The following is a 24,332-nucleotide window of genomic DNA, read 5'->3' on the forward strand; positions in this document are numbered from 1 at the left end:
GGAAATAAATTTGCTGATATCTTATGAATGGTTGAAAGACTACGTTCAAATTAAGCTTTCTCCAAAAGAACTAGCTAACAAAATTGAAAAAACGTCAGTTGAAGTTGACTCCGTTTTTAAGCGGAGTGATGGATTAAAGAAAATCGTGGTTGGAAAAATCTTGTCCATTAAGGATCACCCCGATGCAGATCACCTTCACATTACGCAGATCGATGTCGGCGAACAAGAACCGATTCAGATTGTTTGTGGTGCGCCAAACGTTCAGGTAGGCAAAAAGGTTATTGTTGCTTTATCTGGAGCGCGAATTGCCAATAACGTTAAAATTAAGAAGTCCAAGATGCGTGGAGTTGAATCAAACGGTATGCTCTGTGCCTTAGATGAGATCGGGTTTGATAAGTCATTGGTACCTGATGAATGGAAAGACGGAATCTATTTCTTACCAGATAATGCCCGAATTGGTGACGAGGTTTATAACTATTTGGGAATGAATGAATCGTTAATTGATTTGGACGTCACTCCTAATCGTGGAGACATGTTAAGTGTTCGTGGAACTGCTTATGATTTGGGGGCGGTATTTAATGAGTCGGTTGACTTCATCGAACATGCTAGTGCTCCAACTGGAACGCACGACAGCGAGAAATTTGTTTCAGCAAAGGCTGATACTAATTTAGCGCCAATTTATAAGCTTAAAGTTGTTAAGGGCGTAAACGTGAAGCCTAGTCCACTTTGGCTTCAAATTAAATTATGGAATTCGGGCATTAAACCAATCAATAATGTCGTTGATATTACTAATTTTGTTATGACTAAGGTTGGACAGCCAATGCATGCCTATGATCTTGACAAATTAAAAACTAATAAGGTTGAGGTTAGAAATGCTAAAGATGGTGAGTCAATTACGACTCTAGATGGCAATGACCGTAAATTAACCGACACGGATGTTGTTGTTGCGGCTGACCAGCCAATTGCTTTAGCAGGACTAATGGGTGGAAAAAATTCGGAAGTTACTTCTGACACTAAAAATATTTTATTGGAGGCAGGAGTTTTTGATCCGGTTAAAACCAGGAAGATGGCACAAAAACAGCTCTTACACACGGATGCCTCACAACGCTTTGAACGGGGAATTGACCATGGAAACGTTGAACAAGCACTTGAGTATGCTTCGGGAATGACCCAAGATTTAGCTCTTGGTCAATCTCAACAAGGGGTTGTTAGTGGGAGTGATGTTGAGGTTAAGCCACGAGTGATTTCAATTTCAACTTCTCACATTAATCACGTTCTTGGGACTAATCTTAGTGACGAGGAAATCATTTCAATCTTTAAACGTCTAGGTTTCTCAGTTGAGGCATCTGGAGACGATCTGACGGTCACGGTTCCTACTAGATGCTGGGACATTCAAATTGATGCTGACTTAATTGAAGAGGTTGCCAGAATCTATGGATATGACAATATTCCGTCAACATTACCAATCACTCAAACGACTGAAGGTGGACTAACACCAAAGCAATTAATGATTCGAAAATCTAGAGAAACACTTGAGGGACTTGGATTAACGCATGCTATGTCATATTCGTTAACTACAAAAGCCAAGGCAAAGATGTTTATGATAAATGGTAGTCATGAAACTAATTTGCAGTGGCCAATGACAGAGGATCATGCCGTTTTACGTATGAATTTAATTTCAGGATTATTGGATGATGTGGCATATAACCAGGCTCGAAACGTGCTTAATGTGCCACTTTATGAGCAAGGTCGTGTTTTTTATAAGCAAACTCCTGATCAGATAAGACCAGACGAAGTGGAACATATTGCTGGTGCCATTTCTGGATCGTTAGTTGCTCCAAGCTGGGACCATAAAGCTAAGTCAGTTGATTTTTATCAAATTAAGGGAATTCTTGAAAAATACTTAGAAAGTCTTTCCTTAAAGGGTGACGTTACTTATGTTGCGACTGATAAAATTCTCGAAATGCATCCAGGTAGAACAGCGCTTGTTAAACTAGATGATCACATCATCGGTTTTGTGGGAGAAGTTCATCCAGAAGTCGCTAAACAATTTAAGATTAAAGAAACCTATGTTTTTGAACTTGACCTTGATTATTTAAATGTGGCTCCTAAGTCTGGACAACAATACCAAAAGGTTGGTCAGTACCCTGCTATTCATCGTGATATTGCTATGTTAGTGGATCGTACCATTACTAATGAGGACATATATAATGTAATTATTAGGAGAGGTGGCGCCTACTTACAGAATGCTACCGTATTTGACGTATATCAGGGGCAAAATGTGCCTGAAGGCAAAAAATCAATTGCCTATTCATTGACTTTTGAAGATCCTAACGCCACTTTGAAAGACGAGACTGTTGATAAAGCGGTCGATAAAATACAAAAACGTTTGACCACTGAATTAAGCGCTGAGATTAGATAAGGGTGGATTCATAATGAGTGAGAGAAAAAGGCATTTGGGTGGTTTTATTTCCAAAATTAAAACTAGTTCATTTGGGAAGAAAATTATTTATTCTGTGATTGCAATTATTGTAATTTTAGTAATTGCAATTGCGTTATTTGGACATCACTATTTTAAAACTTCACTTCAACCACTGGATCCTCATGATAATGAAGTGACTCAAGTTAACATTCCAAGAGGCGCTTCCACCAAAAAGATTGGGGCAATCTTACAGAAGTCAGAAGTAGTTAAAAGTGGGATGGTATTTAATTACTATGTAAAATCACACAACATCACTAGTTTTAAGTCAGGATATTATCAATTAAAGCCGTCAATGTCCCTAGATACGATTGCCAAGAGTTTACAAAAGGGTGGAAGTTTCGAACCCATTCAAAGCACTGATAGTAAAGTTACCGTTCCAGAAGGAGCTAACATCGACCAAATTGCGGATATTGTGGCTAAAAATACCGATTTTTCTAGGGCAGAATTTATTTCCCTGATGAAGAATCGTAATTTCTTTGATGAAATGACCAAGGATTATCCAGAATTACTGGGGTCCGCTAAAGATGCCAAGGGGACCCGTTATCTTTTTGAAGGATACCTTTATCCAGCGACATATCCCGTCCCTAAACATTCGTCGTTAAAGATGATGGTCAGTTTAATGCTCGCTAAAAGCAATCAAATGTATGGTCCATATTATCAAAGAATGAAAGAGCAAAAGCTGACGGTTCAGCAAACTTTAACGTTAGCATCTTTGATTGAACGTGAAGGTGTAAGTCAAAATGATCGTAATAAGATGGCTGGTGTGTTAAGAAATCGCATTGATAAAAAGATGCCACTTCAATCGGATGTGGCTGTTTTGTATGCACTTCATAAAAACTCAAAGACACTTTCAAAACGTGATTTAATGGTTAATTCCAAATATAATCTTTATGTTAATAAAGGGTTTGGTCCTGGACCATTTGATAACCCTTCGGTAAGCTCAGTCCAAGCTGTGCTATATCCAACTGATATGTCTAAAGGATATTTATATTTCTTGGCCGATCCGAAAACTAAAAAGATTTATTACGCTAAAACCTTAAAAGAACAGCAAAATAACATTAAAACTCATATGGATCGATAGTGGAGGATTAAAATAGTGAAAAGCAAAAAAAGACCCGTAATTATTGGAGTTACCGGAGGCTCTAGTAGTGGTAAAACAACGGTAAGTAGGTCAATCTTGAATCGTTTGCTGGGACATTCAATTGCAATCTTGCAGCAAGATTCTTACTATAAGGATCAATCCAATATGACGATGGACGAAAGAAGACAGGTTAACTACGATCATCCGCTTGCTTTTGACACTGATTTAATGGTTAAGCAATTGAAGCAGCTGTTAAACTATGAATCAATTGAGAAACCGGTTTATGATTATTCCAAATTCACCCGGAGTGGTGAAACTGTCACTCAAGAACCACGTGATGTAATTATTGTTGAGGGGATTTTAATCCTTGATGATAAAAGGCTCCGGGACCTAATGGATATTAAAGTTTATGTAGATACTGATGCTGATATTCGCGTCATTAGGCGGATTGAGCGGGATACCAAAGAACGTGGTCGAACGCTTGATTCGGTAATTCAACAATATTTAGCAACCGTTCGCCCCATGCATCTCCAATTTGTTGAACCCACGAAACGATATGCTGATATAATTATTCCTGAGGGTGGCAAAAATCAAGTAGCGATTGACTTACTAGTTACTAAAATTCAGTCAATTTTAAATGACGTTGGTGACGATCCGATTAGTAATGCAATTGATACGACAATATAATTAAGTTGCCAAACTTTAATTTAAATGGTATTTTAATTTTGAATAAAATAGTGAGGTGTAAGAATGGCTGAAGATGAAATGTACCCGATGACTGAAGAGGGGAAAGAAAAGCTCGAAACTGAATTAAAAGATTTAAAGGTCAATCAAAGACCAAAGATTGTTGATCGAATCAAAGTCGCTAGAAGTTACGGCGATTTATCTGAAAACTCTGAATACGAATCTGCCAAAAACGAACAAAGTATGTTAGAGAGCAGAATTGCTACGGTAGAGCACATGTTACAATATGCTCAAGTGGTTGATAAAGAAGAGACCGACGAAGATGAAGTGACCGTTGGAAAAGAAATTCAGTTTAAGGAACTACCTGATGAAGAGCCAGAGACATTTACAATTGTCGGAGCTGCTGAAGCTGACCCGATGAGTGGAAAAATCTCGAATGATTCTCCAATTGCACAGGCTTTGCTTGGCCATAAAGTAGGGGAAAACGTTGATATTGATATTCCTGCTGGCGTAATGCATGTCAAGATATTATCAGTTAAATAATAATTTTAATTTAAAATAGGGCAATCGTCTCAAGTGACGATTGCCCTATTTATTATATCTTTTTTTAAACCAACTTCTTAAAATTAAGGTGAGAAGTGTCAAAGCACTAATGATTATTCCCATATTTAAGAATGGTGGCCAATATGAAAGCTGAATGTGCTTCATTCCTTTTCCAGTTTTAAGTGCAATGAAGTAATGATCCCATTTCGTGATTGAATGTTTCTTTCCGTTTATTTGGGCACTCCAGCCTTTCGAGTACGGGATACTTGAAGCAATTACTGAATTAGAACCGTTTGTCTTTATATCAGCCTTTACCGTTCGTGCGTTTGGGCTGGATATTTTTTTGGTTCCCGATCGAAGTTTTCGATCGGTTTGCTTAAATAAAGAATTATTTAGCTGGTATAAAGTAAAGTTTTCTAACCAAAGTGATGACTTTTTCAAGCTGATTTTTACTTTAATCTTTTTGTTTTTTGCGTTATTGGCAATGTTAATGACCTTAATCGAATTAGATTCAGGACTAAGTGACAGTTGGTTACCATCAACTGACAAATCACAATTACCGTTATTTAACGCTGTTCCCATCGTCAAATAGTAAGAGTCATTAGTTTTTGGCTTAAACGTGAGATCAAGAGAGGCCGGCTGTAAGACGTTGACTTTGTTGAAGATGGTGCCAGTAAGTTGATTGTGTTTGGTTACGTTGTTATATCTAACGTGATTGAAGTTAATGCTCGAAAAGAGGTGGCTTTGGACTTGGTTGTCCCCCGTTAGATTTGACCATAGCTGTGTTTGGTATTGAATGGGATCTGGACTGGCAGCATTTTTGTGGATTGATTGGTCACTGGCTCTAAACATCATTGGTAACGCATACTGATTTTCGTATACTGAAAATCCCTCAGATGATCCCATGTTTTTGTATGAGTTTTGGTCATATCGTTCTGGGAATTCTCTAATACCTGGAACGTCAACTGGAGCTGTGTAGGGACGAGCCAGATGGTATTTCATTGAGAGCAGTGCATCTGAAACCATGGTTCCACTGGAATATTCGATTACGCCATCGCCATTTGGCTGACCAATTTTTCCAACTAGATCAGACATTTTAGGATTCATGACGGATGAAAATAAGGAAGCACCATAAAAATTAAAGTTAAAGGGGTCGTTTTTAGTTCGGGAAAAGTCCTTGCTGATTCGATATGGGCCATCTAAAGAATGATGTTTCAGGTAAGTTGTGACATGATCTAATTTATTTACGTAACCACGGTATTCAGAGTTACTTAAGTATGAGATGTTGTTTAAAGAGAGAATAAGATTAATGGTAATGCCAAAGACAATTAGTGAAAAAACACCCAAATTAAACCATTTTTCATTCCGGAAGTGGGTTAATAAAACGATGATGGCGGCTAAAATCATAAGTCCCTCAATCACAATTGTGAACCATTTAAGATAGTTATATTGAGGCATTCTAATGGTGGTATAAGCGACCATTAGTGCAAGCAATAAAATTATGAGCCACGTTCCAATTTGCTTAAAACTAATTGCCTGAATGTGAGATAAGCTAACTAGCGCGACCATGATGAACCAAAAACATATTACAAACGAAAAACGGTAGGGGTACCAGATTGGAAACTGAAATGCATGCCAAAATAAGTCGAGTGGCTGAAAACACGTTGACAACAGTAAAAAGATGGTCATTACCAAAGTGAAAATTCGAGTTTTTTTGGAGAAGGTTTTATTAACAAAAAAGAACAAAAATAGTACCAAAATCGTTTCTGAAATAAAAAGGTTTGGTAAGCCCTTGGGCATTTGGTCAAAATTAAAGGTCCCAGGAGCAAATTTAGTTACTAAGTCAAGCATTGGATATTCAAATTTAAAGTTCAATTTATCAGAAAATCCCTGGCCCTTGGAGTTAATCAGTGAATAAATGGTTGGCAGAAGAATGAAAGCAGCTAATCCCACCGAAATTAATCCATTTGCGACTAGTCGCAAAAATCCAACAAACATATCTTTGATATTTGAAACATTGATGGCTAAATAGTAGATAGTTAGTGCTACGATAAAAATCGTAATCATGTATGCCATATAATAGTTAATGATCAACATAGCGGTATATGATGTAATGAAAAGTAGTTTTTGGTTGTTTTTTAAGAGTTTAACTAAACCAAGCAAAATTAAAGGAAGTAAAATCATGGCATCGAGCCAAATGATATTTAGGTTATTTGCAATCATCCAACCATTTAATGCATATGCAGTTGCAAATGATGACAGTATGAGTGAAGAATTAGTAAGATGAAGTTTGCGAACTAGAATGGTAAAGGTCAAACCAGATAAGCCAATCTTTAAAAGTAATAGGATGAGAATCCCTGATGGGAGGGATGCATTATTAAAAAAGAGTAAGATAAGGTTTAATGGACTCATTAGATAGTAAGCCCAAGTCCCGATCATTTCATTCCCTAGTCCGTTAGAAAACGAATAAAGAATTGATGAAGGATGGTGCAAGATGGCTCTTCTAAAATATGCAAAAAAATCAATGTACTGTTGTCCTAAATCAACCGTTAGAATCGTATTATTTCCGAAGGGTGCCATATTGCGATATGCTGCGTATAATGCCATAATAACTAGTGGTATTAAAAAGCTTAGGATTAATGCGAAGTTTTTAGATAGGCTCTTTTTTATTTTTTGGTTAAACATTTAATTACCTCATTAATTTATAAAGTAATGAATTATAATAAGATTAGGTTTGTCGTTTTTCTAATAAATAGAGTATCATATATAAATTAAGAAAAGCGCCATAAGTGATGAATTCGAGTTATTAATTAGTTAAGGAGCGTTAGCATCGTGAGAAACTTTTTTGATCGGTTATTTAGAAGAAGGAGTCGGGATTCGAGCCGGCGAAACGGTAATTCCAAAATTCCATTTCGACTGAATTTTATCTTCGCAATTGTTGGAATATTGTTTGCAGTTTTAGTATTTCGACTAGCATACATGCAGATTTTTCAAGGATCAGTTTATAAATCTGATGTTAATCAGAGCGATAATTCAGTTAAGTATGGTAATGTTCCGCGGGGGATGATCTATGACTCAACCGGGAAAGTTTTAGTTGGTAACAAAACTCATCGGGCCATCACCTATACTAAAGGATTAAGCGTAATGCCTCAGGAGATTTATAATGATGCCAATAAACTTGGGAGTTACATCACCCTCCCAACTAAAGGGCTTACTAAAAAGCAGATTGGTGAATATTACTTGGCCGATAAGACTAACCTTACAAACGCTACTAAGGAAGTTCCTAATGGAACAAAGTTAGCGCCACAAGCAGCCTACAATAAAGCTTTAGATATGATCCAGAATGGGAAAATTGTAAAGGTTACTCCTCGAATGAAGAACGCAGCTGCTATTTTTACGGAAATGAGTGGGGCTTATCAATTATCAACTACCAACATTAAAACGGATGGTGTAAGTAACAAAGAAATTGCTGAAGTTGGTGAACATGCTTCTGAAATGCCTGGAGTTCAGGTTGGAACAAGTTGGTCTCGTGATTATCCATCTGGAAACGAGATTCAAAGTATTGTTGGAAATGTTTCATCTAGTAAAACTGGGTTACCTTCTGATCGGGTTAATGAACTTTTAGCTGAAGGGTATTCAAGAAATGATTCAGTTGGACAAAGTAATTTGGAACAACAATATGAACCAATTTTACGTGGCTCTAAGTCTCAGACCGAGGTTAAAGTTGGAGGGGATAACAAGATTGTTAAAGAAGTTAAGAAGTATCCAGGCCAACGGGGCCAGAATCTTCAGTTGTCCATTAACTCTAAGTTTCAAAATAAACTCCAAGATTTAGTTAAAGGTGCAGAGTCTGGGGGCGTTGGTGATTCAACGGGAGCTTATGCCGTTGTTATGAACCCAAAGACCGGTGCGGTAATTGGAATGGCTGGTGTTAACCGTGATCCTAAGACTGGTAAAGTGACACCAAACGAATTAGGAACCATCAACAGTGCCATTGTAATGGGATCGGTTGTTAAAGGTGCGATGGTTTCAGGTGCCCTAATGGATAAGGTTATTACACCGAATAACAGTACAATGGAAGATATGCCAATTGATATTGGTGGAGCTAAAAAGAGTTCTTGGTTTAACAAAAATGGTGAGGCCAATATGCCGGTTAACGCCCAGGGTGCTCTAGAGGTTTCCTCTAACTCTTACATGATGCAACTTGCTATGAAAGAAGGGGGCTTCAGGTATAAAGCGGGAGGATCACTTAACATGAGTCCCAACATTTTTAACATCGAACGAAACTACTTCAATCAATTTGGTTTAGGTGTTAAGACTGGGATTGATCTACCGGGTGAAACTGCTGGCATTCAAGGACCATCAACGTTTGCTAATATTGGGAAATCTTTGGATGAATCATTTGGTAACTATGATTCGTACACTACGATTCAATTAGCCCAATACATGTCCACCATTGCTAATGGCGGATATCGTTTGAAGCCACATGTGGTTCAAAATGTAAGATCAACCAATACCAAGAACGGACAACTTGGAGCTGTTCAGAATACGACGATGCCAACGGTGTTAAATGAAATTCCAATGACACAACAAGAACGAAACGTTGTTACCCAGGGATTGTATCAAGTAGTTCATGGTACCAATAAATATAAAACCGGTGGAGATTTGTCAAGCCTATCTCCCGAAGTATCTGCTAAGACGGGTACTGCCCAAACATTTTACAATGGAAAACCAACTGTTACTCTGAGTTTGGCTTCCTATGCACCATCAAAGGATCCACAGGTAGTGGTTGCATTAGCCATTCCTAATCTCCCGGTTGACGCTGAAAGTAATAATTTGAATCTTGCTAAACAAATTTATCAAGCATACTGGGATGATGTTCAGAATAAGCCATAAAATACTGTTAAGTAAAATTACTTAACGTTCTTTAAATGAGACTGGATATATAGTGCTAAAGATGTTAGTATTATGATTGTTGAATTAGTTATAAAAAACGAATATGTTTGGAGGTATTTGACATGCGTGTTCATATCACTTTGGAATGTACTGAATGCCACGAACGCAATTACTTATCAACTAAGAGTCGTAGAAATAATCCCGATCGCTTAGAATTAGAAAAGTATTGCCCACGTGATAGAAAAGTTACTTTACATCGCGAAACAAAATAAGATTTTGGGTTTTTACCCAAAATCTTTTTTATTATAAAATTAATGGGTGATGTAAATGAATAAAAATAAAGTTAGAGAATTGGTTTTAAAAAGAATGAAAAATGCTAAGCCATCGGATCAATTCTTTTATGGGTTGTATGAAGCGCTCTTTGACCTTCAAGAATGGCAGAACGCCAAGGTGGTTGCCACAACCATGAATACCGCCATTGAGATTCCTACAGCTCCCATAATTTTTGCGGCTTTAAATGATGGGAAAAAGGTGGTGGTTCCTCATACACTTCCTAAGCATCAGATGGAGTTTGTTGAGCTTAGCCATACTTTAAAGTTTCAAAAGACTAAGTTTGGGATCTGGGAGCCCGTTAATGGAAAGACGATCATCAGTAATTTGATTGATTTGATAGTGGTTCCAGGAGTTGCTTTTAATCCTGATAGTAATCAGAGAATTGGTTATGGTGCGGGATTTTATGATCGTTATTTATCTCGATTTGACGGCTATAAGGTTTCACTGGCCCAAAAAGCACAAATCGTTTCTGAGTTAAATTGGAAGCCAGATCCATTTGACGTTAGATTGGATCGGATTATTTTTTAGAGGATTTAAGATGATCAAACAAAAACTTAAAAGAGTCAATAATTATCCCTGGGTAACGTACTTATTACTGTTCATCATGGTAGTTGTATATTTAATGATGACTTTAAGTGGTGGCTCAGAGAATACCGTTAATCTACTAAAGTTTGGTGCACAATATAACCCCTTAGTAAAAGATGGTCAGTGGTGGCGTCTAATTACTCCCATTTTTGTTCATATTGGTTTTCAACATATTTTAATTAATGGAATCACCTTATATTATTTGGGAAAATTAATTGAACCAATCGTTGGTCATTTAAGATATTTTGTCATTTTTATGGTTGCAGGATTTTGTGGAAATTTAATGAGCTTCGCGTTTGGAAGTGGAATTTCAGCAGGATCCAGTACCGCTATTTTTGGATTATTCGGTGCCTTTTTGATGATTGCTTTTCAGTATCGTGGTGATTCATTTGTCAGAAGTACTGCAAAGACGTTTATTCTTTTTGTAGTAATTAACCTTGTATTTGATATCTTTACGCCTGGTATTGATATTTTTGGTCATATTGGCGGATTCATTGGTGGTTACCTGATTAGTTTTGTTGTAGGATTAAAGCACAATATCAATTTAGATAAAATTATGAGATTATTTTATGCAACCGCTTTAATTATTGGTATAATAATAATGTACTATTTAGGTTCTGTTCGTTGACACGTTGTACATAGTTAATTTAGGATGATGATTAAAATGACAACTCTATATGATGTTCAACAACTGTTAAAAAAATTTGGAATATATGTATATGTCGGTAAACGACTTTGGGATATTGAAGTAATGGCCTTAGAACTCGACCATCTTCATGATGCTCATGTAGTTAGTGATCGAGAGTTTACATCCGCAAAACTAGTATTAACACGTGAACACAGGATTGAAGAAAAAAACTTAAAATCTAAAAATGAGACGGGAGGTCTATAGAATGGCAAAGAATTTGATTGGGATTGACTTAGGTGGTACCACTACTAAAATGGCTTTTTTGGACGAAAATGGTGAGGTTCTTGATAAATGGAGAGTACTCACTGATACTAGTGATAAGGGCGCTCACATCGTTGAGAACATTGTTAAGTCAATCAACAAACATATCGAGGATTCTGACAAAACCATTAATGATTTTGTTGGAATTGGAATGGGAACACCAGGAACTGTAAACCGTGAAAAGGGGACAGTTTCCGAAGCTTTTAACCTTAACTGGAAGGATGAACAACCAGTTCGAGAATTGATTCAGAATGGGGTTGGATTACCATTTCAATTAGACAATGATGCCAATGTGGCTTCCTTAGGTGAATACTGGAAGGGTGCAGGTAGTACTGAAGACGACGTAGTCTTTGTTACGTTAGGAACTGGAGTTGGTGGTGGAGTAATTGCTAACGGTAAACTCCTTCATGGTGTTAATGGTGGAGCAGGTGAAGTTGGACACATTGCTGTTCAACCAAATGGTTACCTTTGTACCTGTGGCAAAAGAGGTTGCTTAGAACAGTACGCTTCAGCAACTGGAATTGTTCACGTAGCTAAGGATATGTCTAAAGATTTTAAGGGACATTCACGGTTAAAGGATCTCGAAAATACTGATGAAAAAATCACTTCAAAAATGGTTTTTTACCTAGCAGATAATGGCGACATCTTTGCTAATCAGGTTGTGGATAAGATTTGTTTTTACCTTGGACTAGCCTTATCTGATATTGGAAATACTTTGAACCCAGCAAGTATCATTATTGGTGGTGGAGTTTCTAATGCTGGAAACACTTTGCTTCAACCAACTACTAGATATTTCCAGGAAAATGCCTTTCCATCAATTAGAGATTCAACTAAAGTTAAATTAGCTCAGTTGGGTAATGATGCTGGGGTAATTGGTGCAGCTTCGTTAGCATTACAATTTAGATAAAAGTATTGGAGAGATTTTAATTGAGTAGTGTGATAGTTTCAGTTCTTTATTTTCTGATCACTCTAGGAGTGGTTCTGTTAATTTGGTGGTTATACCATGAATTTACTATTTTAATGGCCAAACGTTATTGTAAGTTTTTAAATGAAGATGAATTTCAAAGTGGGATTCGCAAATCGCAAGTTATTGACTTACGTGAAAGTAAAGCTTTTAATGATGGTCATATTCTTGGTTCAAGAAACATGCCATATTCAACTTTTCGAAGTTTTTATCAAGAACTGAGACCAGATCTACCAGTTTATTTGTACGATCAGAATAAGACTTTGAGTATGAAAGTTGCCAAATTCCTTCATAAAAAGGGTTTTAAAAATATTTCAATTCTTAACGAGGGTTACCAGCGATGGGATGGCAAAATTAAAAAGGGCTAAATAAAAAGAGAACTCGATCGAGTTCTCTTTTTATTATTAATAATTAACTTAAATGAGCTGAATGACTTTTTCTGTTTGCTCTTTTACGGTTTTCATTAATTTTGGACTCTTGTTCCTCCATTGGTTGAACCACCGTTTTCTTGAATGAAAGCCAAACTCCTGCAGCGATTCCAATACATGCTGCAACTCCCGTAGTAAATCCTTGTGTAAATTTACTCATAGTCATTGCCTCCTTTTTTATTATCTACTTGTCTATTATGCGTTATTTGCGCTAATATATCCAGTATAGAACATCATTAATTAGGTGAATTTATGAACAAATTATTAGCGATTGTTGGTCCAACGGCTGTTGGAAAAACGGACTTATCAATTAAAATTGCAAAACAGTTTAATGGAGAAATTATTTCTGGCGACTCAATGCAGGTTTACCGTCATCTAGATATTGGGACTGCCAAGATTTCTCGAACGGAGCAACAGGGAATTCCTCATTATTTAATAAACATCATTGATGTTGACGAACAATATTCGGTGGTTGATTTTGTTGAAGCTGCTGAAAAATTAATTAAGGAAATTACGAATCGAGGGCATCTTCCAATTATTGTTGGTGGCACTGGATTTTATCTTAATTCACTCTTAAGGGGATTAAATTTAGGAAGTAAGAATGATCCTGAAATTAGAGCAACATTGATTAATGAACTTAACGAATTTGGTCCAATGAAAATGTGGGATAAATTAAATCAGGTTGATCCCGTAACGGCATCAAAGACACCTATGCAAAACACACGACGCATTTTACGGGCTCTCGAAGTATACCTTGTTAGTGGAAAACCAATTTCCAAGCAGGATAATCAGGGACAGCAGTATGATGAATTGATTGTGGGACTTAATACGCGTCGTGATGTCCTATACCAGCGGATTAATCAACGAGTAGACCAGATGATGGAAAACGGGTTAATTAAAGAAAATAAATGGCTTTTTGAAAATGGGGGGAGTAAAATTCCTGCTAGTAAGGGAATTGGGTATCGCGAATTCATCCCATATTTCAAGGGTAACGAAAGTTTGGATCGAGTAGTAGAAGATGTTAAGCAAGACTCAAGACACTACGCTAAGAGACAACTAACGTGGTTTAGAAACAAGATGGACGTTACTTGGTATGATTTAGTTCAACATCCCGAAGAAATTACTCAAATTAAACAACAAATTAAGGAGTGGCAAAACAATAATGGATATTAACAAAATGGTTTCGGACACAGTCAACTTATATCGGCAGTTAGATGCTAAGAATCAAACAATTTGGAAACCTGGAACTCATGTTTCAAGTTCTTATGTTTCTTTAGACATTCACTTTTCTGAATTGGCTAAAAATTCTGGGATGCTTAAAACGGACATCACTAGTTCTGAGAATAATCGTGACAACCAGCTCGAAAGTTACATTAGGACTTTCAGGGATTTTTTGCTAATTGCTAACCTACAAAGTTGGGTGGATGTGATTACTGTGGATGATGAGATGTTAAATAAGTTATCAGGAATGAAAAAGACTGACGACCTTAATTCTTTGTATTTGTCGATGCTGAATATGTTACTAAAAAGTTATTATGAGAAAAGCAAGATTGGATATAAGCACGCTTGGACTTTATTCTTAAAGTTCGGCATTGTTGATTTAGGCTTTAGCCCAGATACAATCATCGATAGATTTAATAGTCTACTGCAAGATGATTTAAAGCTGGTTTTAAATGATCATTAAATCAAGCAATGTACTAAAAACCATTGACTTATAGTTCGATATTCAATATAATTATTCTTGTTGTTTGAGTTTATGTCGCAGTAGCTCAGCTGGATAGAGCAACGGTCTTCTAAACCGTAGGTCGAGCGTTCGAATCGCTCCTGCGACATCTCGAAAAAAGGGCACACGCTTAATATCTGGCGTGTCCTTTTTTTATTTGACTTATAACATTAATTTTTATATACTTATGATGTTGTAATTGTGGACTTCCACAGCTACAACCGCTCAGTTTGAGTTTTAAAGCCCAGTGGGCACTTAATACTGGCGAGTCTAAGCAAATTATAAGGAGGTGCACTACATGTACGCAATTATTGAAACAGGTGGCAAGCAATACAAAGTTTCTGAAGGTGAAGCCATCTTTGTTGAAAAACTTGATGCTAACGAAGGTGACAAGGTTACTTTTGATGATGTTGTCTTTGTTAGTGGCAAAACCCCTAAGGTTGGTTCACCATTAGTCGATGGTGCTTCAGTCGAAGGAAAAGTTGATAAGCAAGGTAAGGGTAAGAAGATCCGTATCTTTAGATACAAACCTAAAAAGGGTGCTCAATCAAAGAAGGGTCATAGACAACCTTATACTAAGGTTACTATCAACAAGATTAACGCTTAAGTCGTATGATTAAAGCTACATTTGATTTAAATCATAATTTAATAACTGGATTTAAAGTGACTGGCCACGCTGATTCTGGTGAGTATGGGCATGATATCGTCTGTGCAGCAGTATCAGCGTTAGCAATTTCTTCTGTGAACGGGTTAATTACCGTTTGTGACATTGATCCATATGTAGAACAGGATGAAAAAAATGGAGGATATCTCCAAGTTAAGATTCCGGTTGAACATTTGAATGATGTTAAGGTCCAAACGTTACTTAAAAGCTTTATGAATGGACTTATGGATATTTCAAAACAGTATTCGAATTACGTTGAAGTAAAATAACACTTTTAATTTGGAGGTGTAAACGCATGTTAAAAATGAATCTACAATTTTTCTCTCACCATAAAACCGGTGGTTCATCATCTAACGGTCGTGACTCAGCTGGACGTCGTTTAGGGACTAAAGCTGCTGATGGCTCATCAGTAACAACTGGTACAATTTTATACCGTCAACGTGGAACTCATATCTATCCAGGTAAGAACGTTAAACGTGGTGGAGATGACACATTATTTGCTTTAGTTGATGGGATTGTTCGTTTCGAACGTTTAGGTCGTGACAAACGTCAAGTTTCTGTTTACCCTGAAGCAGAAGTAGCAACTAAGTAAATCCAAAGAGGCCTAGCGTTAATGCAGGGGTCTCTTTTTTTATCAATATCGTAACTTGCTTTTACGTGATCGATATTGATATGATAGGAACATAAATATGTGGGAGGCATGAAAATGTCAATTTCAATTGTAAAAGTAAAAAATGGTATGACCATTCAAGCTGACAATAACATCTGGAAGATTGTTAGTTTTCAACACGTAAAGCCCGGTAAGGGTGGAGCATTTGTTCGTACTAAGTTAAAGAATTTAAGGACGGGAGCCGTTCAGGAAAAGACTTTCAGAGCTAGTGCTAAAGTTGAAAAAGCTAACATTGAAACCAAAAAGATGCAATACCTCTACGATGATGGTAGTGGCCTTGTCTTTATGGACATGGATAATTATGAACAACTAACGATTCCAAGAGAGCAAGTTAAAGAAGAAATGAACTACTTACAAGAGAATATGGAAGTTCAAGTTATTCAGTATGGCGGTGAAACTCTGGGAGTTGAAGTGCCTAAGACGGTCACACTTGAAGTAGCGGATACTGAACCTGGAATTAAGGGTGATACTGCTTCTGGTGGATCAAAACCTGCTACTATGACCACTGGTTTAACGCTTCAAGTTCCATTCTTTGTAAATAAGGGTGATAAGTTAGTGATCAATACTGATGACGGTACTTACATTTCTCGGGCATAATGGTCAGAAGGATCTGATTGTTTAGCCAATTGGGGGTTATATTATGGCAGCAGACGAAAGTTTCATTACACTCGACAATAAGAAATCAGACCTAGGGTCGATTAAAATTGCACCTCGTGTGATTGAGGTCATTGCTGGAATTGCGGCCGTGCAAGTTGAAGGAGTTAACCGGATGCGTGGTAGTTTTTCTTCCAGTGTTAACGAATTATTTGGAAGAAAAGAGCGCGGTAAGGGCATCAGATTAGCAATTGAGAATGGCAAATTGAATGTTGATATTTTTGTATACCTAAATTACGGGGTTTCGGTTCCTAAAGTTGCTTTAGAGATTCAAAATCAAGTAAAACAACAGTTGTTGTTTATGACTGACCTTCGTATCGGTTCCGTAAATGTTCACGTTGAAGGAATGATTCCTCCAAAGAGTACTGGTAAAGTTGATACTGATAAATTATTCGATAATGAGGATAAAAAGTGAAAATAAGTCGACATCAAATTAGAGAGTTAGCTTTTCAAACCTTATTTGCGATGGAAAGTAATGATGCTGTTGAACCAAGTGAATTTTTTGATTATCTTACTAATGAAGATGTAAGGGCACCAGAATATTACTTGGAAATCGTTAATGGGGTAAGAGAGCATAAGAGTGAACTTGATAAGATCATTACGGATCACTTAGCGAATAAATGGTCGATTGATCGAATTAGTAAAGCTGACCTAATTATCTTAAGAATTGCGCTGTATGAAATTAAGTATGAAGAAGCAACGCCAAATAAGGTTGCCATTAATGAAGCTTTAGAATTAGCTAAAAAGTTTTGTGATGATAAGTCACGAAACTTTATTAATGGCGTTTTAGATAGTGCGATTGAAAAATAAGAACCCGTGATGGGTTCTTATTTTTTTACATTTAGCTAGAACAAAAATAATATGCTAAAATTGTACTAATAATAATGTATCGGGAGATGTTTTCGTGGTTAGCATAATTGATGGCAGAAAGGTTGCAAAAGACCTGAACTTAAAAACAAAAAAGCGAGTTTTTAAACTAAAACAAGCTGGAATTACTCCAGGATTAGCGGTAGTAATCGTTGGAAATGACCAGGCAAGTCAAAGATATGTTCGAAGCAAAGAAAAAAAGGCAACAGAGTTAGGCATCTATTCCATTAAGAAAGCTTTACCTGAATCAACCACGCAAGACGAATTGATCCAAATTGTGAGAAGTTTGAATGAGAACCCTGAAATCAATGGAATCTTAGTTCAATCGCCACTTCCTGATCATATTAACGAAGACAAAGTGATTGAGGCAATTGATCCTACAAAAGATGTGGATGGTTTTCATCCCGTTAATGTCGGTAAGTTATTTCTTAATCTTAAGGAGAATTACCCGGTTGCATGTACTCCGAAGGGCATTATGACTTTACTATCGGAGTACCATATTGACTTAGATGGTAAAAACGTTGTGATTGTTGGCCGTAGTTCAATTGTTGGAAAGCCAATGTTAGCTTTGATGCTTAACGCCGATGCAACTGTGATTGACGTTCATAGTCACACTGATGATGTTTCAAAGTACACGAAGCAAGCTGATGTAGTTATTTCAGCGGTCGGCAAGTATGCCATATTAAATGATGATGATTTTAAACCAGGTGCCGTTGTTATTGATGTTGGTCAAAATATGGATGAGAATGGTAAATTGGCTGGCGACGTCGAATACAAATCAAAAAGTGACAATATCGAATATATCACTCCGGTGCCGGGTGGCGTAGGACCAATGACAATCGCAACCTTGATGCAACAAACGGTTGATATGTGTGAATGGAGCAAAAAGAGTGGCAAGTAAATATTTAACTGTATCAGCTTTGACGCAGTATATCAAAAAGAAATTTGACGTTGACCCATACCTAGGACGAGTTTACCTTACCGGTGAAATCTCCAACTTTCGCTTGCGACCAACTCATCAATATTTTAGTTTAAAGGATGACAACTCAAAAATTAACGTTACCATGTTTAAATCGGCCTTCTCTAAGGTTAAATTCATGCCAGAAGAGGGAATGAAAGTCCTTGTTACTGGACATGTTTCCGTGTATGAAAAAACCGGAATGTATCAGTTTTATATTGATCACATGGAACCGGATGGAGTGGGTCAACTTTATGAAGCCTACGAACAGTTAAAAAATAAACTTGCCAAAGAGGGCTTGTTTGAGGAAATTCATAAAAAACCTCTTCCAATGTATCCTAAGAGAATTGCCGTAGTCACGTCTCAAAGTGGTGCAGTTATTAAGGACATCATCACCACCGTTAGACGGAGATTCCCGATTGCTCAAATTGTTTTGTTTCCAGCAGCTGTTCAGGGTGAGAATGCAGCGAGTGAGATCGCTCATCAAATTAACCGAGTCAACGAAATTGGCGGCTTCGATACTCTTATTATTGGTCGTGGTGGTGGTTCTATTGAAGATTTATGGCCATTTAATGAAGAAATTGTCGCAAGAGCTATTTATAATAGTAAAATTCCAGTGATTTCATCAGTTGGACATGAAACTGATACAACGATTGCTGATTTAGTTTCTGACAAACGGGCAGCAACCCCGACCGCAGCTGCGGAGTTGGCAGTTCCTGTGCTTAGTGATGTAATTCTTGATTTAAAGACTAAACAGACTAGGATTTATAATGCCATGGATAACATTTTGGCCCGTTCGAGGTCACAATACGATAAAGTAATGAATTCTTACGTTTTTAACCAGCCCGAACGTCTTTATGAATCCTATGTCCAGCAATTAGATACTTTAAATACCAAACTGGGTACTAACATGAAAGATTTACTAAATCATTACCATAATCAACTTCAAGCTTATTTAGAACAACTAAAATTAAACTCACCGGTTCATAGCATCAATGCAAACCAAAAACAGGTTAATTATTATCTTGAATCGATGAAAAAGTCCGTTCAAGTGATTTTGAAAACAAAACGGAATCAGTTAAATTCAAACGTCAGTGCACTCGATCATCTAAGCCCACTACGTTTAATGAGTTCTGGATATGGGATGGTTACAAACGATCATGATAAATTAGTTAAGTCGGCTAAGGATTTAAAAAGGGATGAACACATTCGTATTCAGTTCAGTGATGGAAGCGCTAGTGCAACCGTTGATCATGTTGGACTTAAAGGAGACTGTAAATAATGGCAGATAAAAAACCAACTTTTGAAGAAAATATGGATAAATTAGAAGAAATTGTTAATCAACTTGAACAGGGGGACGTACCTTTAGAAAAAGCCCTTTCAGAATTTAAAGATGGAGTTGAGTTAAGTAACGAAATGCAAAAGACACTTTCAAATGCACAAAAAACGCTTACTAAAATGATGGATGACAGTGATAATGAAATCCCATTTGATCGTGATCAACAAGGTGGAGACGGTGATGACACCCAATAAACAAACTCTTTCAGAATTTAAAGATAAATATATTCCGAAAATCGATCAAACTTTAGAAACAAACATTGATAAGTCGAGCTCGATAAAATTAATTGTAGATGCCATGAAATATTCTTTGATGGCTGGTGGAAAACGATTACGACCATTATTGACGTTAGCCACCCTAAAAACTTTGAATTACGAAGTTGACGAGTCCACCATTAAAACCAGTTCTGCGGTTGAGTTAGTTCATACCTATTCTTTAATTCATGATGATCTACCAGCCATGGACAATGATGATTATCGTCGTGGTCAACTCTCCAATCACAAAAAATTTGGCGCTGATATTGCAACTTTAGCTGGAGACGGATTGTTGACGTTAGCGTTTAACTGGCTTTCAAGAGCTGATTTGTCAGCTGTAAAAAGAGTTCAATTGATTCAGTTATTGTCCCATGCTGCTGGTCCAGATGGAATGGTAGCTGGTCAAACTGTAGATGTTAGTTCAGATAACCAACATTTGAATCTGGATGAATTAATGCATTTACATAGAAACAAAACCGGTGAGCTGTTTCATTATTGTGTTATAGCAGGGGCGATCATTGCTGATGCTGATAAAGCAAGTCGGGAATGTTTATCTGCGTTTGCTTGGAATTTTGGGCTAGCATTTCAAATATTTGATGATATTAAAGATGCTCCTAACCTTGAAAATCAGGATGATGTTGATAAAAATACGTATGTAAATTTGTTGGGAATTAATGGAGCAATTCAAAAATTAGATGAGACTGTTAGTAAAAGTCAAGAGGCATTAAGTAAGTTGCCGGATGAATTTTCACCCGATTTGTTAGATTCATTTTTATCTTATTTTGTGGTGAAAAAGTGAGGTTATAATGGCAAAGGATAAAGAGCGGGTTGATGTCTTACTTGTCAAGCAAGGATTGTTTGACACACGCGAAAGGGCAAAAAGAGCCGTCATGGCTGGTGAAGTACTTGGAAAAAATGAACAACGCATGGATAAGCCTGGGGTGAAGATTCCAGTTGAAACCAAGCTGCATTTAAAGGGCAATGCACTTCCCTTTGTCAGTCGGGGTGGATTAAAATTAGCAAAAGCACTCAAAAGTTTTAATATTAGTGTTCGTGATAGAATCGTTTTGGACATCGGATCCTCCACCGGGGGGTTTACGGATGTAATGTTACAAAATGGAGCTAAATTGAGTTACGCCTTAGATGTTGGGACAAACCAATTAGTTTGGAAGCTTAGAAATGACCCTCGTGTTGTTGTAATGGAGAATACTAATTTTCGGTACAGTAAACCAGAAGATTTTACTTGTGGAGAACCTAGTTTCGCCTCAATTGACGTTTCTTTTATTTCTCTTAAATTAATTTTAAAGCCCTTAAAATCAATTTTAGCTAAAAATGGGGAAGTAGTGGCATTAATAAAACCCCAGTTTGAGGCTGGTCGTGGAAACGTTGGTAAGCATGGCATTGTAAGGGACAAAAACGTGCATAAACAGGTGATTAATAACGTCATTCAGTTTGCGACTGAGGCTGGTTTTTCTGTTTTAGGACTTGATTTTTCTCCCATCAAGGGTGGTGAAGGAAATATCGAATTCTTGATTTATCTAAAGTCATCTGATGACCCTGAAGTAGGAAACGATGTTGCAGTTGATGGTGTCATGGATCGGGCTTATAAAAGTTTAAATAATTAAGAAGGTGAGAAGTTGTTACAGGAAATTTCAATCAAAGACTTTGCGATTATTGATCAATTGGAAGTTAATTTTTACTCAGGGATGACAGTTCTGTCAGGAGAAACTGGTGCAGGAAAGTCGATTATTATTGATGCCGTTGGTCTACTTGCTGGTGGTAGGGGATCGTCTCACTTTATTAGAAAGGGTGCGAACAAATCAATTTTACAGGGAATGTTTGCTATTCCTAAAGATGGTCTTACTGCTCATGTGTTGGATAAATTTGGGATCGAACATGATGATGATACGGTAATTTTACAGCGTGAATTATATCGTAATGGCCGCAACGTATGTCGCATCAATGGTATATTGGTGAATACAAATACGCTAAAAAAAGTTGGCGAAACTTTGGTTGATATTTATGGACAAAATGAACATCAAGCGCTGATGCAACCTGATAAGCACATTGGGTTACTTGATGAATTTGCTGGCGACAGCCTCAAACCTACGCTTAAGCTTTATCAGGAACAATATGAAAAATACCTTAAATTAAAGAAAGAATTAAATAATAAAAATAAAAATGAAAAAGAATGGGCTCAACGCATTGATATGCTTAAGTACCAGGTAAATGAAATTGAAACGGCTGATTTAACGGATGGCGAAGAAGAAGATCTGATAGCCGAAAGGGATCGTTTAAATAATTTTCAAGCCATTAGCGATAGTCTAGGAAGAAGTTTTAATGATATTAATGGTGATGAAAGTATTAGTCCGATTGATATGATCGGGGATGCCATGAATGCTCTTGAAGATTTAGAACGGTTAGATGATGAGTTTAAGTCAATTTCTGAGAATGTTAAAAATGCTTATTATACGCTACAAGATGCTTCTGGAGAGATTAGTAATCAGATGGATAATTTGGAGTTTGACCCTGACCGATTGAACGAAGTTGAGCAACGCTTAAATACTATTTTTGAGTTAAAACGAAAATACGGTGATTCGATTAAACAGATTTTAAAGTATTACGATAAAATCTCTGGTGAATTAACTGATATGGAGACGGATGAAAAGAGTGGCAATAATTTAGAAGAACGCTTCAATGCTTCCGTCAAAGAATTAAATAAACTTGGGAAAAAGTTAAGTGATATTAGACATCAGCAAGCCGAAAAGTTAACGGCTGAAATTCATCAACAATTATCTGATTTGTACATGGATAAAACGCAGTTCGAAGTTCGTTTTTCCAATTTACCTAAAGATACTTTTAATCGAAATGGAATTGAAGAAGTTGAGTTTTACATCCGAACGAATCCGGGTGAGGACATGGCACCGTTATCCAAAATTGCCTCAGGTGGTGAACTTTCTCGAATTATGTTAGCTCTTAAAACGATTTTTTCCCGCGTCCAAGGAGTAACTTCAATCGTGTTTGACGAGGTAGATACGGGGGTTTCGGGAAGAGTGGCTCAAGCAATTGCTGATAAAATTAGTGCAATTGGTAAGAAATCCCAGGTTTTGTGTATCACCCATCTGCCACAGGTTGCCGCCATGGCTGATAATCATGATTTCATCTCGAAGCATGTTGATTCTAATAATCGAACGGAAACTTCGGTTCAACCCTTATCAGGTGAGCAACGAGTTAAGGAACTTGCTAGAATGTTAGCAGGAACCACAGTTACTAAGTTAACCATGGAACACGCTTCTGAACTTTTAAACTTGGCCAATCAACAAAAAAGACAAAAAATTAAATAGCATTCATTTTATCTCTTATTGATTAATTGATTTATAAATTGCATAATATATATAAAGAAGTTACGAAAAAGGAGCGGTTTAAGTGAGTGAAAGAGGAATGTTAATTGTTCTTTCTGGTCCAAGTGGAGTGGGGAAGGGAACGGTTAGAAAAGCCCTTTTTAATGAGCCTGATGTCGATTTCAAGTATTCAATCTCGATGACTACCAGAAAACCCCGTGAGGGAGAAGTTAACGGGGTTGATTATTACTTTGTTTCAAAGGATCAATTTGAACAGAATATTAAAAATGGTAAGATGCTGGAGTATGCTAAGTATGTTGACAATTACTATGGCACCCCGTTACAATACGTAAACGAGACATTAGATTCAGGAAGAGATGTTTTTCTGGAAATTGAAGTTAATGGTGCCATGCAGGTGCGTGCCAACTGCCCCGATGGAGTTTTTATTTTCCTAACTCCACCTGACATTGATTCACTTAGGGATCGTTTGGTTGGCCGTGGGACTGATGATATTGAAGTTATCAACAAACGAATTGAAAAAGCTTCTAAGGAAATCCGAATGATGCAAAACTATGATTATGCAGTTGTGAATGATAAGGTTTCAAATGCGGTAGACCGAATTAAAACAATTGTTAAAAGTGAACGTTTAAAGGTAAACCGTGTTATGCCAAATTATCTTAATAAATTAGGAGATGAAGTTTAATGTTTATTTATCCACCACTTGAAGATTTATTGCAACACGTTGATTCAAGATATTCGCTCGTTATGTTAGCCAGCAAAAGAGCTGAAGAACTTGATCAAGGTGCGAAACCACTGCTTTCCCATTATAAGTCAGTAAAATCAGTTGGAATGGCGTTGGAAGAAATTGCTGCCGGCGTGTTAACCATCGCTCCAAAAAGTAAGTAAGAAAGGACTTT

The 24,332-nt window shown here is 37.0% G+C and carries 29 protein-coding genes, 1 tRNA gene and 1 other annotated feature; of the genes, 28 read left to right on the forward strand and 2 right to left on the reverse strand.

Annotated features, from left to right (window positions below; all coding sequences use genetic code 11):
* Window positions 1-10: 10 nt before the first annotated feature.
* The 4 genes from pheT (at window position 11) to greA (ending at window position 4,790) form a co-directional block, all read left to right on the forward strand.
* Complete coding sequence (pheT, locus tag AC6UDF_RS02420) at window positions 11-2,422, forward strand: phenylalanine--tRNA ligase subunit beta (protein WP_500693678.1); 2,412 nt, start codon at window positions 11-13, stop codon at window positions 2,420-2,422.
* Between the two features lie 13 nt (window positions 2,423-2,435).
* Entirely contained in the window at window positions 2,436-3,563 is a 1,128-nt protein-coding gene (mltG, locus tag AC6UDF_RS02425) for an endolytic transglycosylase MltG (RefSeq protein WP_500693679.1), read from the forward strand.
* A gap of 12 nt (window positions 3,564-3,575) precedes the next feature.
* A complete protein-coding gene (udk, locus tag AC6UDF_RS02430; protein ID WP_500693960.1) occupies window positions 3,576-4,250 on the forward strand; it encodes a uridine kinase in 675 nt (224 codons plus the stop codon).
* Window positions 4,251-4,313: 63 nt separating this feature from the next.
* The gene (gene greA, locus AC6UDF_RS02435; RefSeq protein ID WP_500693680.1) at window positions 4,314-4,790 is read left to right on the forward strand and encodes a transcription elongation factor GreA; all 477 of its coding nucleotides are present in this window, start codon (window positions 4,314-4,316) and stop codon (window positions 4,788-4,790) included.
* 45 nt (window positions 4,791-4,835) lie between these two features.
* Here the strand turns inward: greA and AC6UDF_RS02440 are convergent, their stop codons facing one another.
* A complete protein-coding gene (locus AC6UDF_RS02440) occupies window positions 4,836-7,475 on the reverse strand; it encodes a YfhO family protein (RefSeq protein WP_500723791.1) in 2,640 nt (879 codons plus the stop codon).
* Between the two features lie 147 nt (window positions 7,476-7,622).
* Between AC6UDF_RS02440 and AC6UDF_RS02445 the strand changes: the two genes are divergently transcribed.
* From AC6UDF_RS02445 to AC6UDF_RS02475, 7 genes are all read left to right on the forward strand, one after another.
* Complete coding sequence (locus AC6UDF_RS02445; RefSeq protein WP_500693682.1) at window positions 7,623-9,686, forward strand: peptidoglycan D,D-transpeptidase FtsI family protein; 2,064 nt, start codon at window positions 7,623-7,625, stop codon at window positions 9,684-9,686.
* Window positions 9,687-9,808: 122 nt separating this feature from the next.
* The gene (rpmG, locus tag AC6UDF_RS02450) at window positions 9,809-9,958 is read left to right on the forward strand and encodes a 50S ribosomal protein L33 (protein WP_500693683.1); all 150 of its coding nucleotides are present in this window, start codon (window positions 9,809-9,811) and stop codon (window positions 9,956-9,958) included.
* 55 nt (window positions 9,959-10,013) lie between these two features.
* Entirely contained in the window at window positions 10,014-10,547 is a 534-nt protein-coding gene (locus tag AC6UDF_RS02455) for a 5-formyltetrahydrofolate cyclo-ligase (protein WP_500693684.1), read from the forward strand.
* 10 nt (window positions 10,548-10,557) lie between these two features.
* Complete coding sequence (locus AC6UDF_RS02460) at window positions 10,558-11,232, forward strand: rhomboid family intramembrane serine protease (RefSeq protein ID WP_500693685.1); 675 nt, start codon at window positions 10,558-10,560, stop codon at window positions 11,230-11,232.
* Window positions 11,233-11,268: 36 nt separating this feature from the next.
* On the forward strand, window positions 11,269-11,496 hold the full coding sequence (locus tag AC6UDF_RS02465; RefSeq protein ID WP_010021549.1) for a YqgQ family protein: 228 nt from the start codon (window positions 11,269-11,271) through the stop codon (window positions 11,494-11,496).
* A 1-nt stretch (window position 11,497) separates the two neighbouring features.
* Window positions 11,498-12,460, forward strand: a complete 963-nt coding sequence (locus tag AC6UDF_RS02470; protein WP_500693686.1) for an ROK family glucokinase — start codon at window positions 11,498-11,500, stop codon at window positions 12,458-12,460.
* A 20-nt stretch (window positions 12,461-12,480) separates the two neighbouring features.
* Complete coding sequence (locus AC6UDF_RS02475; protein ID WP_500693687.1) at window positions 12,481-12,885, forward strand: rhodanese-like domain-containing protein; 405 nt, start codon at window positions 12,481-12,483, stop codon at window positions 12,883-12,885.
* 43 nt (window positions 12,886-12,928) lie between these two features.
* Here the strand turns inward: AC6UDF_RS02475 and AC6UDF_RS02480 are convergent, their stop codons facing one another.
* On the reverse strand, window positions 12,929-13,105 hold the full coding sequence (locus AC6UDF_RS02480; RefSeq protein WP_500693688.1) for a DUF3042 family protein: 177 nt from the start codon (window positions 13,103-13,105) through the stop codon (window positions 12,929-12,931).
* Between the two features lie 92 nt (window positions 13,106-13,197).
* Here AC6UDF_RS02480 and miaA point away from each other — a divergent pair, with 92 nt between their 5' ends.
* The 17 genes from miaA (at window position 13,198) to rpoZ (ending at window position 24,321) form a co-directional block, all read left to right on the forward strand.
* On the forward strand, window positions 13,198-14,118 hold the full coding sequence (gene miaA / locus AC6UDF_RS02485) for a tRNA (adenosine(37)-N6)-dimethylallyltransferase MiaA (protein WP_500723793.1): 921 nt from the start codon (window positions 13,198-13,200) through the stop codon (window positions 14,116-14,118).
* Window positions 14,108-14,629: a hypothetical protein gene (locus tag AC6UDF_RS02490; RefSeq protein ID WP_500693690.1), complete on the forward strand. Its 522-nt coding sequence runs from the start codon at window positions 14,108-14,110 to the stop codon at window positions 14,627-14,629. Before miaA ends, AC6UDF_RS02490 begins: the two co-directional genes overlap by 11 nt.
* A 74-nt stretch (window positions 14,630-14,703) precedes the next feature.
* Window positions 14,704-14,777 (forward strand) — tRNA-Arg (locus AC6UDF_RS02495).
* Window positions 14,778-14,877: 100 nt separating this feature from the next.
* Window positions 14,878-14,950: a sequence feature (ribosomal protein L21 leader region), on the forward strand.
* Window positions 14,951-14,966: 16 nt separating this feature from the next.
* A complete protein-coding gene (gene rplU / locus AC6UDF_RS02500; RefSeq protein ID WP_500693691.1) occupies window positions 14,967-15,275 on the forward strand; it encodes a 50S ribosomal protein L21 in 309 nt (102 codons plus the stop codon).
* A 5-nt stretch (window positions 15,276-15,280) separates the two neighbouring features.
* On the forward strand, window positions 15,281-15,601 hold the full coding sequence (locus AC6UDF_RS02505; RefSeq protein ID WP_500693692.1) for a ribosomal-processing cysteine protease Prp: 321 nt from the start codon (window positions 15,281-15,283) through the stop codon (window positions 15,599-15,601).
* A 26-nt stretch (window positions 15,602-15,627) separates the two neighbouring features.
* On the forward strand, window positions 15,628-15,924 hold the full coding sequence (gene rpmA, locus AC6UDF_RS02510) for a 50S ribosomal protein L27 (RefSeq protein WP_010021538.1): 297 nt from the start codon (window positions 15,628-15,630) through the stop codon (window positions 15,922-15,924).
* Window positions 15,925-16,038: 114 nt separating this feature from the next.
* Window positions 16,039-16,599, forward strand: coding sequence for an elongation factor P (gene efp / locus AC6UDF_RS02515; protein WP_039143941.1), 561 nt, complete (start codon window positions 16,039-16,041; stop codon window positions 16,597-16,599).
* 43 nt (window positions 16,600-16,642) lie between these two features.
* On the forward strand, window positions 16,643-17,071 hold the full coding sequence (locus tag AC6UDF_RS02520; RefSeq protein WP_500693693.1) for an Asp23/Gls24 family envelope stress response protein: 429 nt from the start codon (window positions 16,643-16,645) through the stop codon (window positions 17,069-17,071).
* Window positions 17,068-17,466: a transcription antitermination factor NusB gene (gene nusB, locus AC6UDF_RS02525; RefSeq protein ID WP_500693694.1), complete on the forward strand. Its 399-nt coding sequence runs from the start codon at window positions 17,068-17,070 to the stop codon at window positions 17,464-17,466. The genes AC6UDF_RS02520 and nusB overlap by 4 nt, the downstream gene beginning before the upstream one ends.
* Window positions 17,467-17,560: 94 nt before the next feature.
* The gene (locus AC6UDF_RS02530; protein ID WP_500693695.1) at window positions 17,561-18,424 is read left to right on the forward strand and encodes a bifunctional 5,10-methylenetetrahydrofolate dehydrogenase/5,10-methenyltetrahydrofolate cyclohydrolase; all 864 of its coding nucleotides are present in this window, start codon (window positions 17,561-17,563) and stop codon (window positions 18,422-18,424) included.
* Complete coding sequence (xseA, locus tag AC6UDF_RS02535) at window positions 18,414-19,763, forward strand: exodeoxyribonuclease VII large subunit (protein ID WP_500723795.1); 1,350 nt, start codon at window positions 18,414-18,416, stop codon at window positions 19,761-19,763. Before AC6UDF_RS02530 ends, xseA begins: the two co-directional genes overlap by 11 nt.
* The gene (locus AC6UDF_RS02540; RefSeq protein ID WP_500723797.1) at window positions 19,763-20,014 is read left to right on the forward strand and encodes an exodeoxyribonuclease VII small subunit; all 252 of its coding nucleotides are present in this window, start codon (window positions 19,763-19,765) and stop codon (window positions 20,012-20,014) included. Before xseA ends, AC6UDF_RS02540 begins: the two co-directional genes overlap by 1 nt.
* Window positions 20,001-20,873 carry a polyprenyl synthetase family protein gene (locus tag AC6UDF_RS02545; RefSeq protein WP_500693698.1) on the forward strand — a complete coding sequence of 291 codons (873 nt, stop codon included), beginning with the start codon at window positions 20,001-20,003 and terminating at the stop codon, window positions 20,871-20,873. Before AC6UDF_RS02540 ends, AC6UDF_RS02545 begins: the two co-directional genes overlap by 14 nt.
* A 7-nt stretch (window positions 20,874-20,880) precedes the next feature.
* Window positions 20,881-21,699 carry a TlyA family RNA methyltransferase gene (locus tag AC6UDF_RS02550; RefSeq protein WP_500693699.1) on the forward strand — a complete coding sequence of 273 codons (819 nt, stop codon included), beginning with the start codon at window positions 20,881-20,883 and terminating at the stop codon, window positions 21,697-21,699.
* Between the two features lie 12 nt (window positions 21,700-21,711).
* Window positions 21,712-23,418: a DNA repair protein RecN gene (recN, locus tag AC6UDF_RS02555; protein ID WP_500693700.1), complete on the forward strand. Its 1,707-nt coding sequence runs from the start codon at window positions 21,712-21,714 to the stop codon at window positions 23,416-23,418.
* Between the two features lie 82 nt (window positions 23,419-23,500).
* Complete coding sequence (gene gmk / locus AC6UDF_RS02560) at window positions 23,501-24,118, forward strand: guanylate kinase (RefSeq protein WP_500693701.1); 618 nt, start codon at window positions 23,501-23,503, stop codon at window positions 24,116-24,118.
* Entirely contained in the window at window positions 24,118-24,321 is a 204-nt protein-coding gene (gene rpoZ, locus AC6UDF_RS02565; RefSeq protein WP_500693702.1) for a DNA-directed RNA polymerase subunit omega, read from the forward strand. The genes gmk and rpoZ overlap by 1 nt, the downstream gene beginning before the upstream one ends.
* The last annotated feature ends 11 nt before the right edge of the window (window positions 24,322-24,332 follow it).

The organism is Fructilactobacillus sp. X2R6C1 (assembly GCF_059901295.1).

Bases quoted from the DNA above. Each gene is read 5' to 3' on its own strand.
- rpoZ (WP_500693702.1), top strand. From the start codon at position 24,118: ATGTTTATTTATCCACCACTTGAAGATTTATTGCAACACGTTGATTCA.
- AC6UDF_RS02540 (WP_500723797.1), top strand. From the start codon at position 19,763: ATGGCAGATAAAAAACCAACTTTTGAAGAAAATATGGATAAATTAGAA.
- AC6UDF_RS02460 (WP_500693685.1), top strand. From the start codon at position 10,558: ATGATCAAACAAAAACTTAAAAGAGTCAATAATTATCCCTGGGTAACG.
- efp (WP_039143941.1), top strand. From the start codon at position 16,039: ATGTCAATTTCAATTGTAAAAGTAAAAAATGGTATGACCATTCAAGCT.
- AC6UDF_RS02480 (WP_500693688.1), bottom strand. From the start codon at position 13,105: ATGAGTAAATTTACACAAGGATTTACTACGGGAGTTGCAGCATGTATT.
- AC6UDF_RS02455 (WP_500693684.1), top strand. From the start codon at position 10,014: ATGAATAAAAATAAAGTTAGAGAATTGGTTTTAAAAAGAATGAAAAAT.
- rpmG (WP_500693683.1), top strand. From the start codon at position 9,809: ATGCGTGTTCATATCACTTTGGAATGTACTGAATGCCACGAACGCAAT.
- miaA (WP_500723793.1), top strand. From the start codon at position 13,198: ATGAACAAATTATTAGCGATTGTTGGTCCAACGGCTGTTGGAAAAACG.
- AC6UDF_RS02490 (WP_500693690.1), top strand. From the start codon at position 14,108: ATGGATATTAACAAAATGGTTTCGGACACAGTCAACTTATATCGGCAG.
- AC6UDF_RS02545 (WP_500693698.1), top strand. From the start codon at position 20,001: ATGACACCCAATAAACAAACTCTTTCAGAATTTAAAGATAAATATATT.
- greA (WP_500693680.1), top strand. From the start codon at position 4,314: ATGGCTGAAGATGAAATGTACCCGATGACTGAAGAGGGGAAAGAAAAG.
- AC6UDF_RS02470 (WP_500693686.1), top strand. From the start codon at position 11,498: ATGGCAAAGAATTTGATTGGGATTGACTTAGGTGGTACCACTACTAAA.
- mltG (WP_500693679.1), top strand. From the start codon at position 2,436: ATGAGTGAGAGAAAAAGGCATTTGGGTGGTTTTATTTCCAAAATTAAA.
- AC6UDF_RS02440 (WP_500723791.1), bottom strand. From the start codon at position 7,475: ATGTTTAACCAAAAAATAAAAAAGAGCCTATCTAAAAACTTCGCATTA.
- rplU (WP_500693691.1), top strand. From the start codon at position 14,967: ATGTACGCAATTATTGAAACAGGTGGCAAGCAATACAAAGTTTCTGAA.
- AC6UDF_RS02505 (WP_500693692.1), top strand. From the start codon at position 15,281: ATGATTAAAGCTACATTTGATTTAAATCATAATTTAATAACTGGATTT.
- AC6UDF_RS02520 (WP_500693693.1), top strand. From the start codon at position 16,643: ATGGCAGCAGACGAAAGTTTCATTACACTCGACAATAAGAAATCAGAC.
- AC6UDF_RS02550 (WP_500693699.1), top strand. From the start codon at position 20,881: ATGGCAAAGGATAAAGAGCGGGTTGATGTCTTACTTGTCAAGCAAGGA.
- AC6UDF_RS02465 (WP_010021549.1), top strand. From the start codon at position 11,269: ATGACAACTCTATATGATGTTCAACAACTGTTAAAAAAATTTGGAATA.
- rpmA (WP_010021538.1), top strand. From the start codon at position 15,628: ATGTTAAAAATGAATCTACAATTTTTCTCTCACCATAAAACCGGTGGT.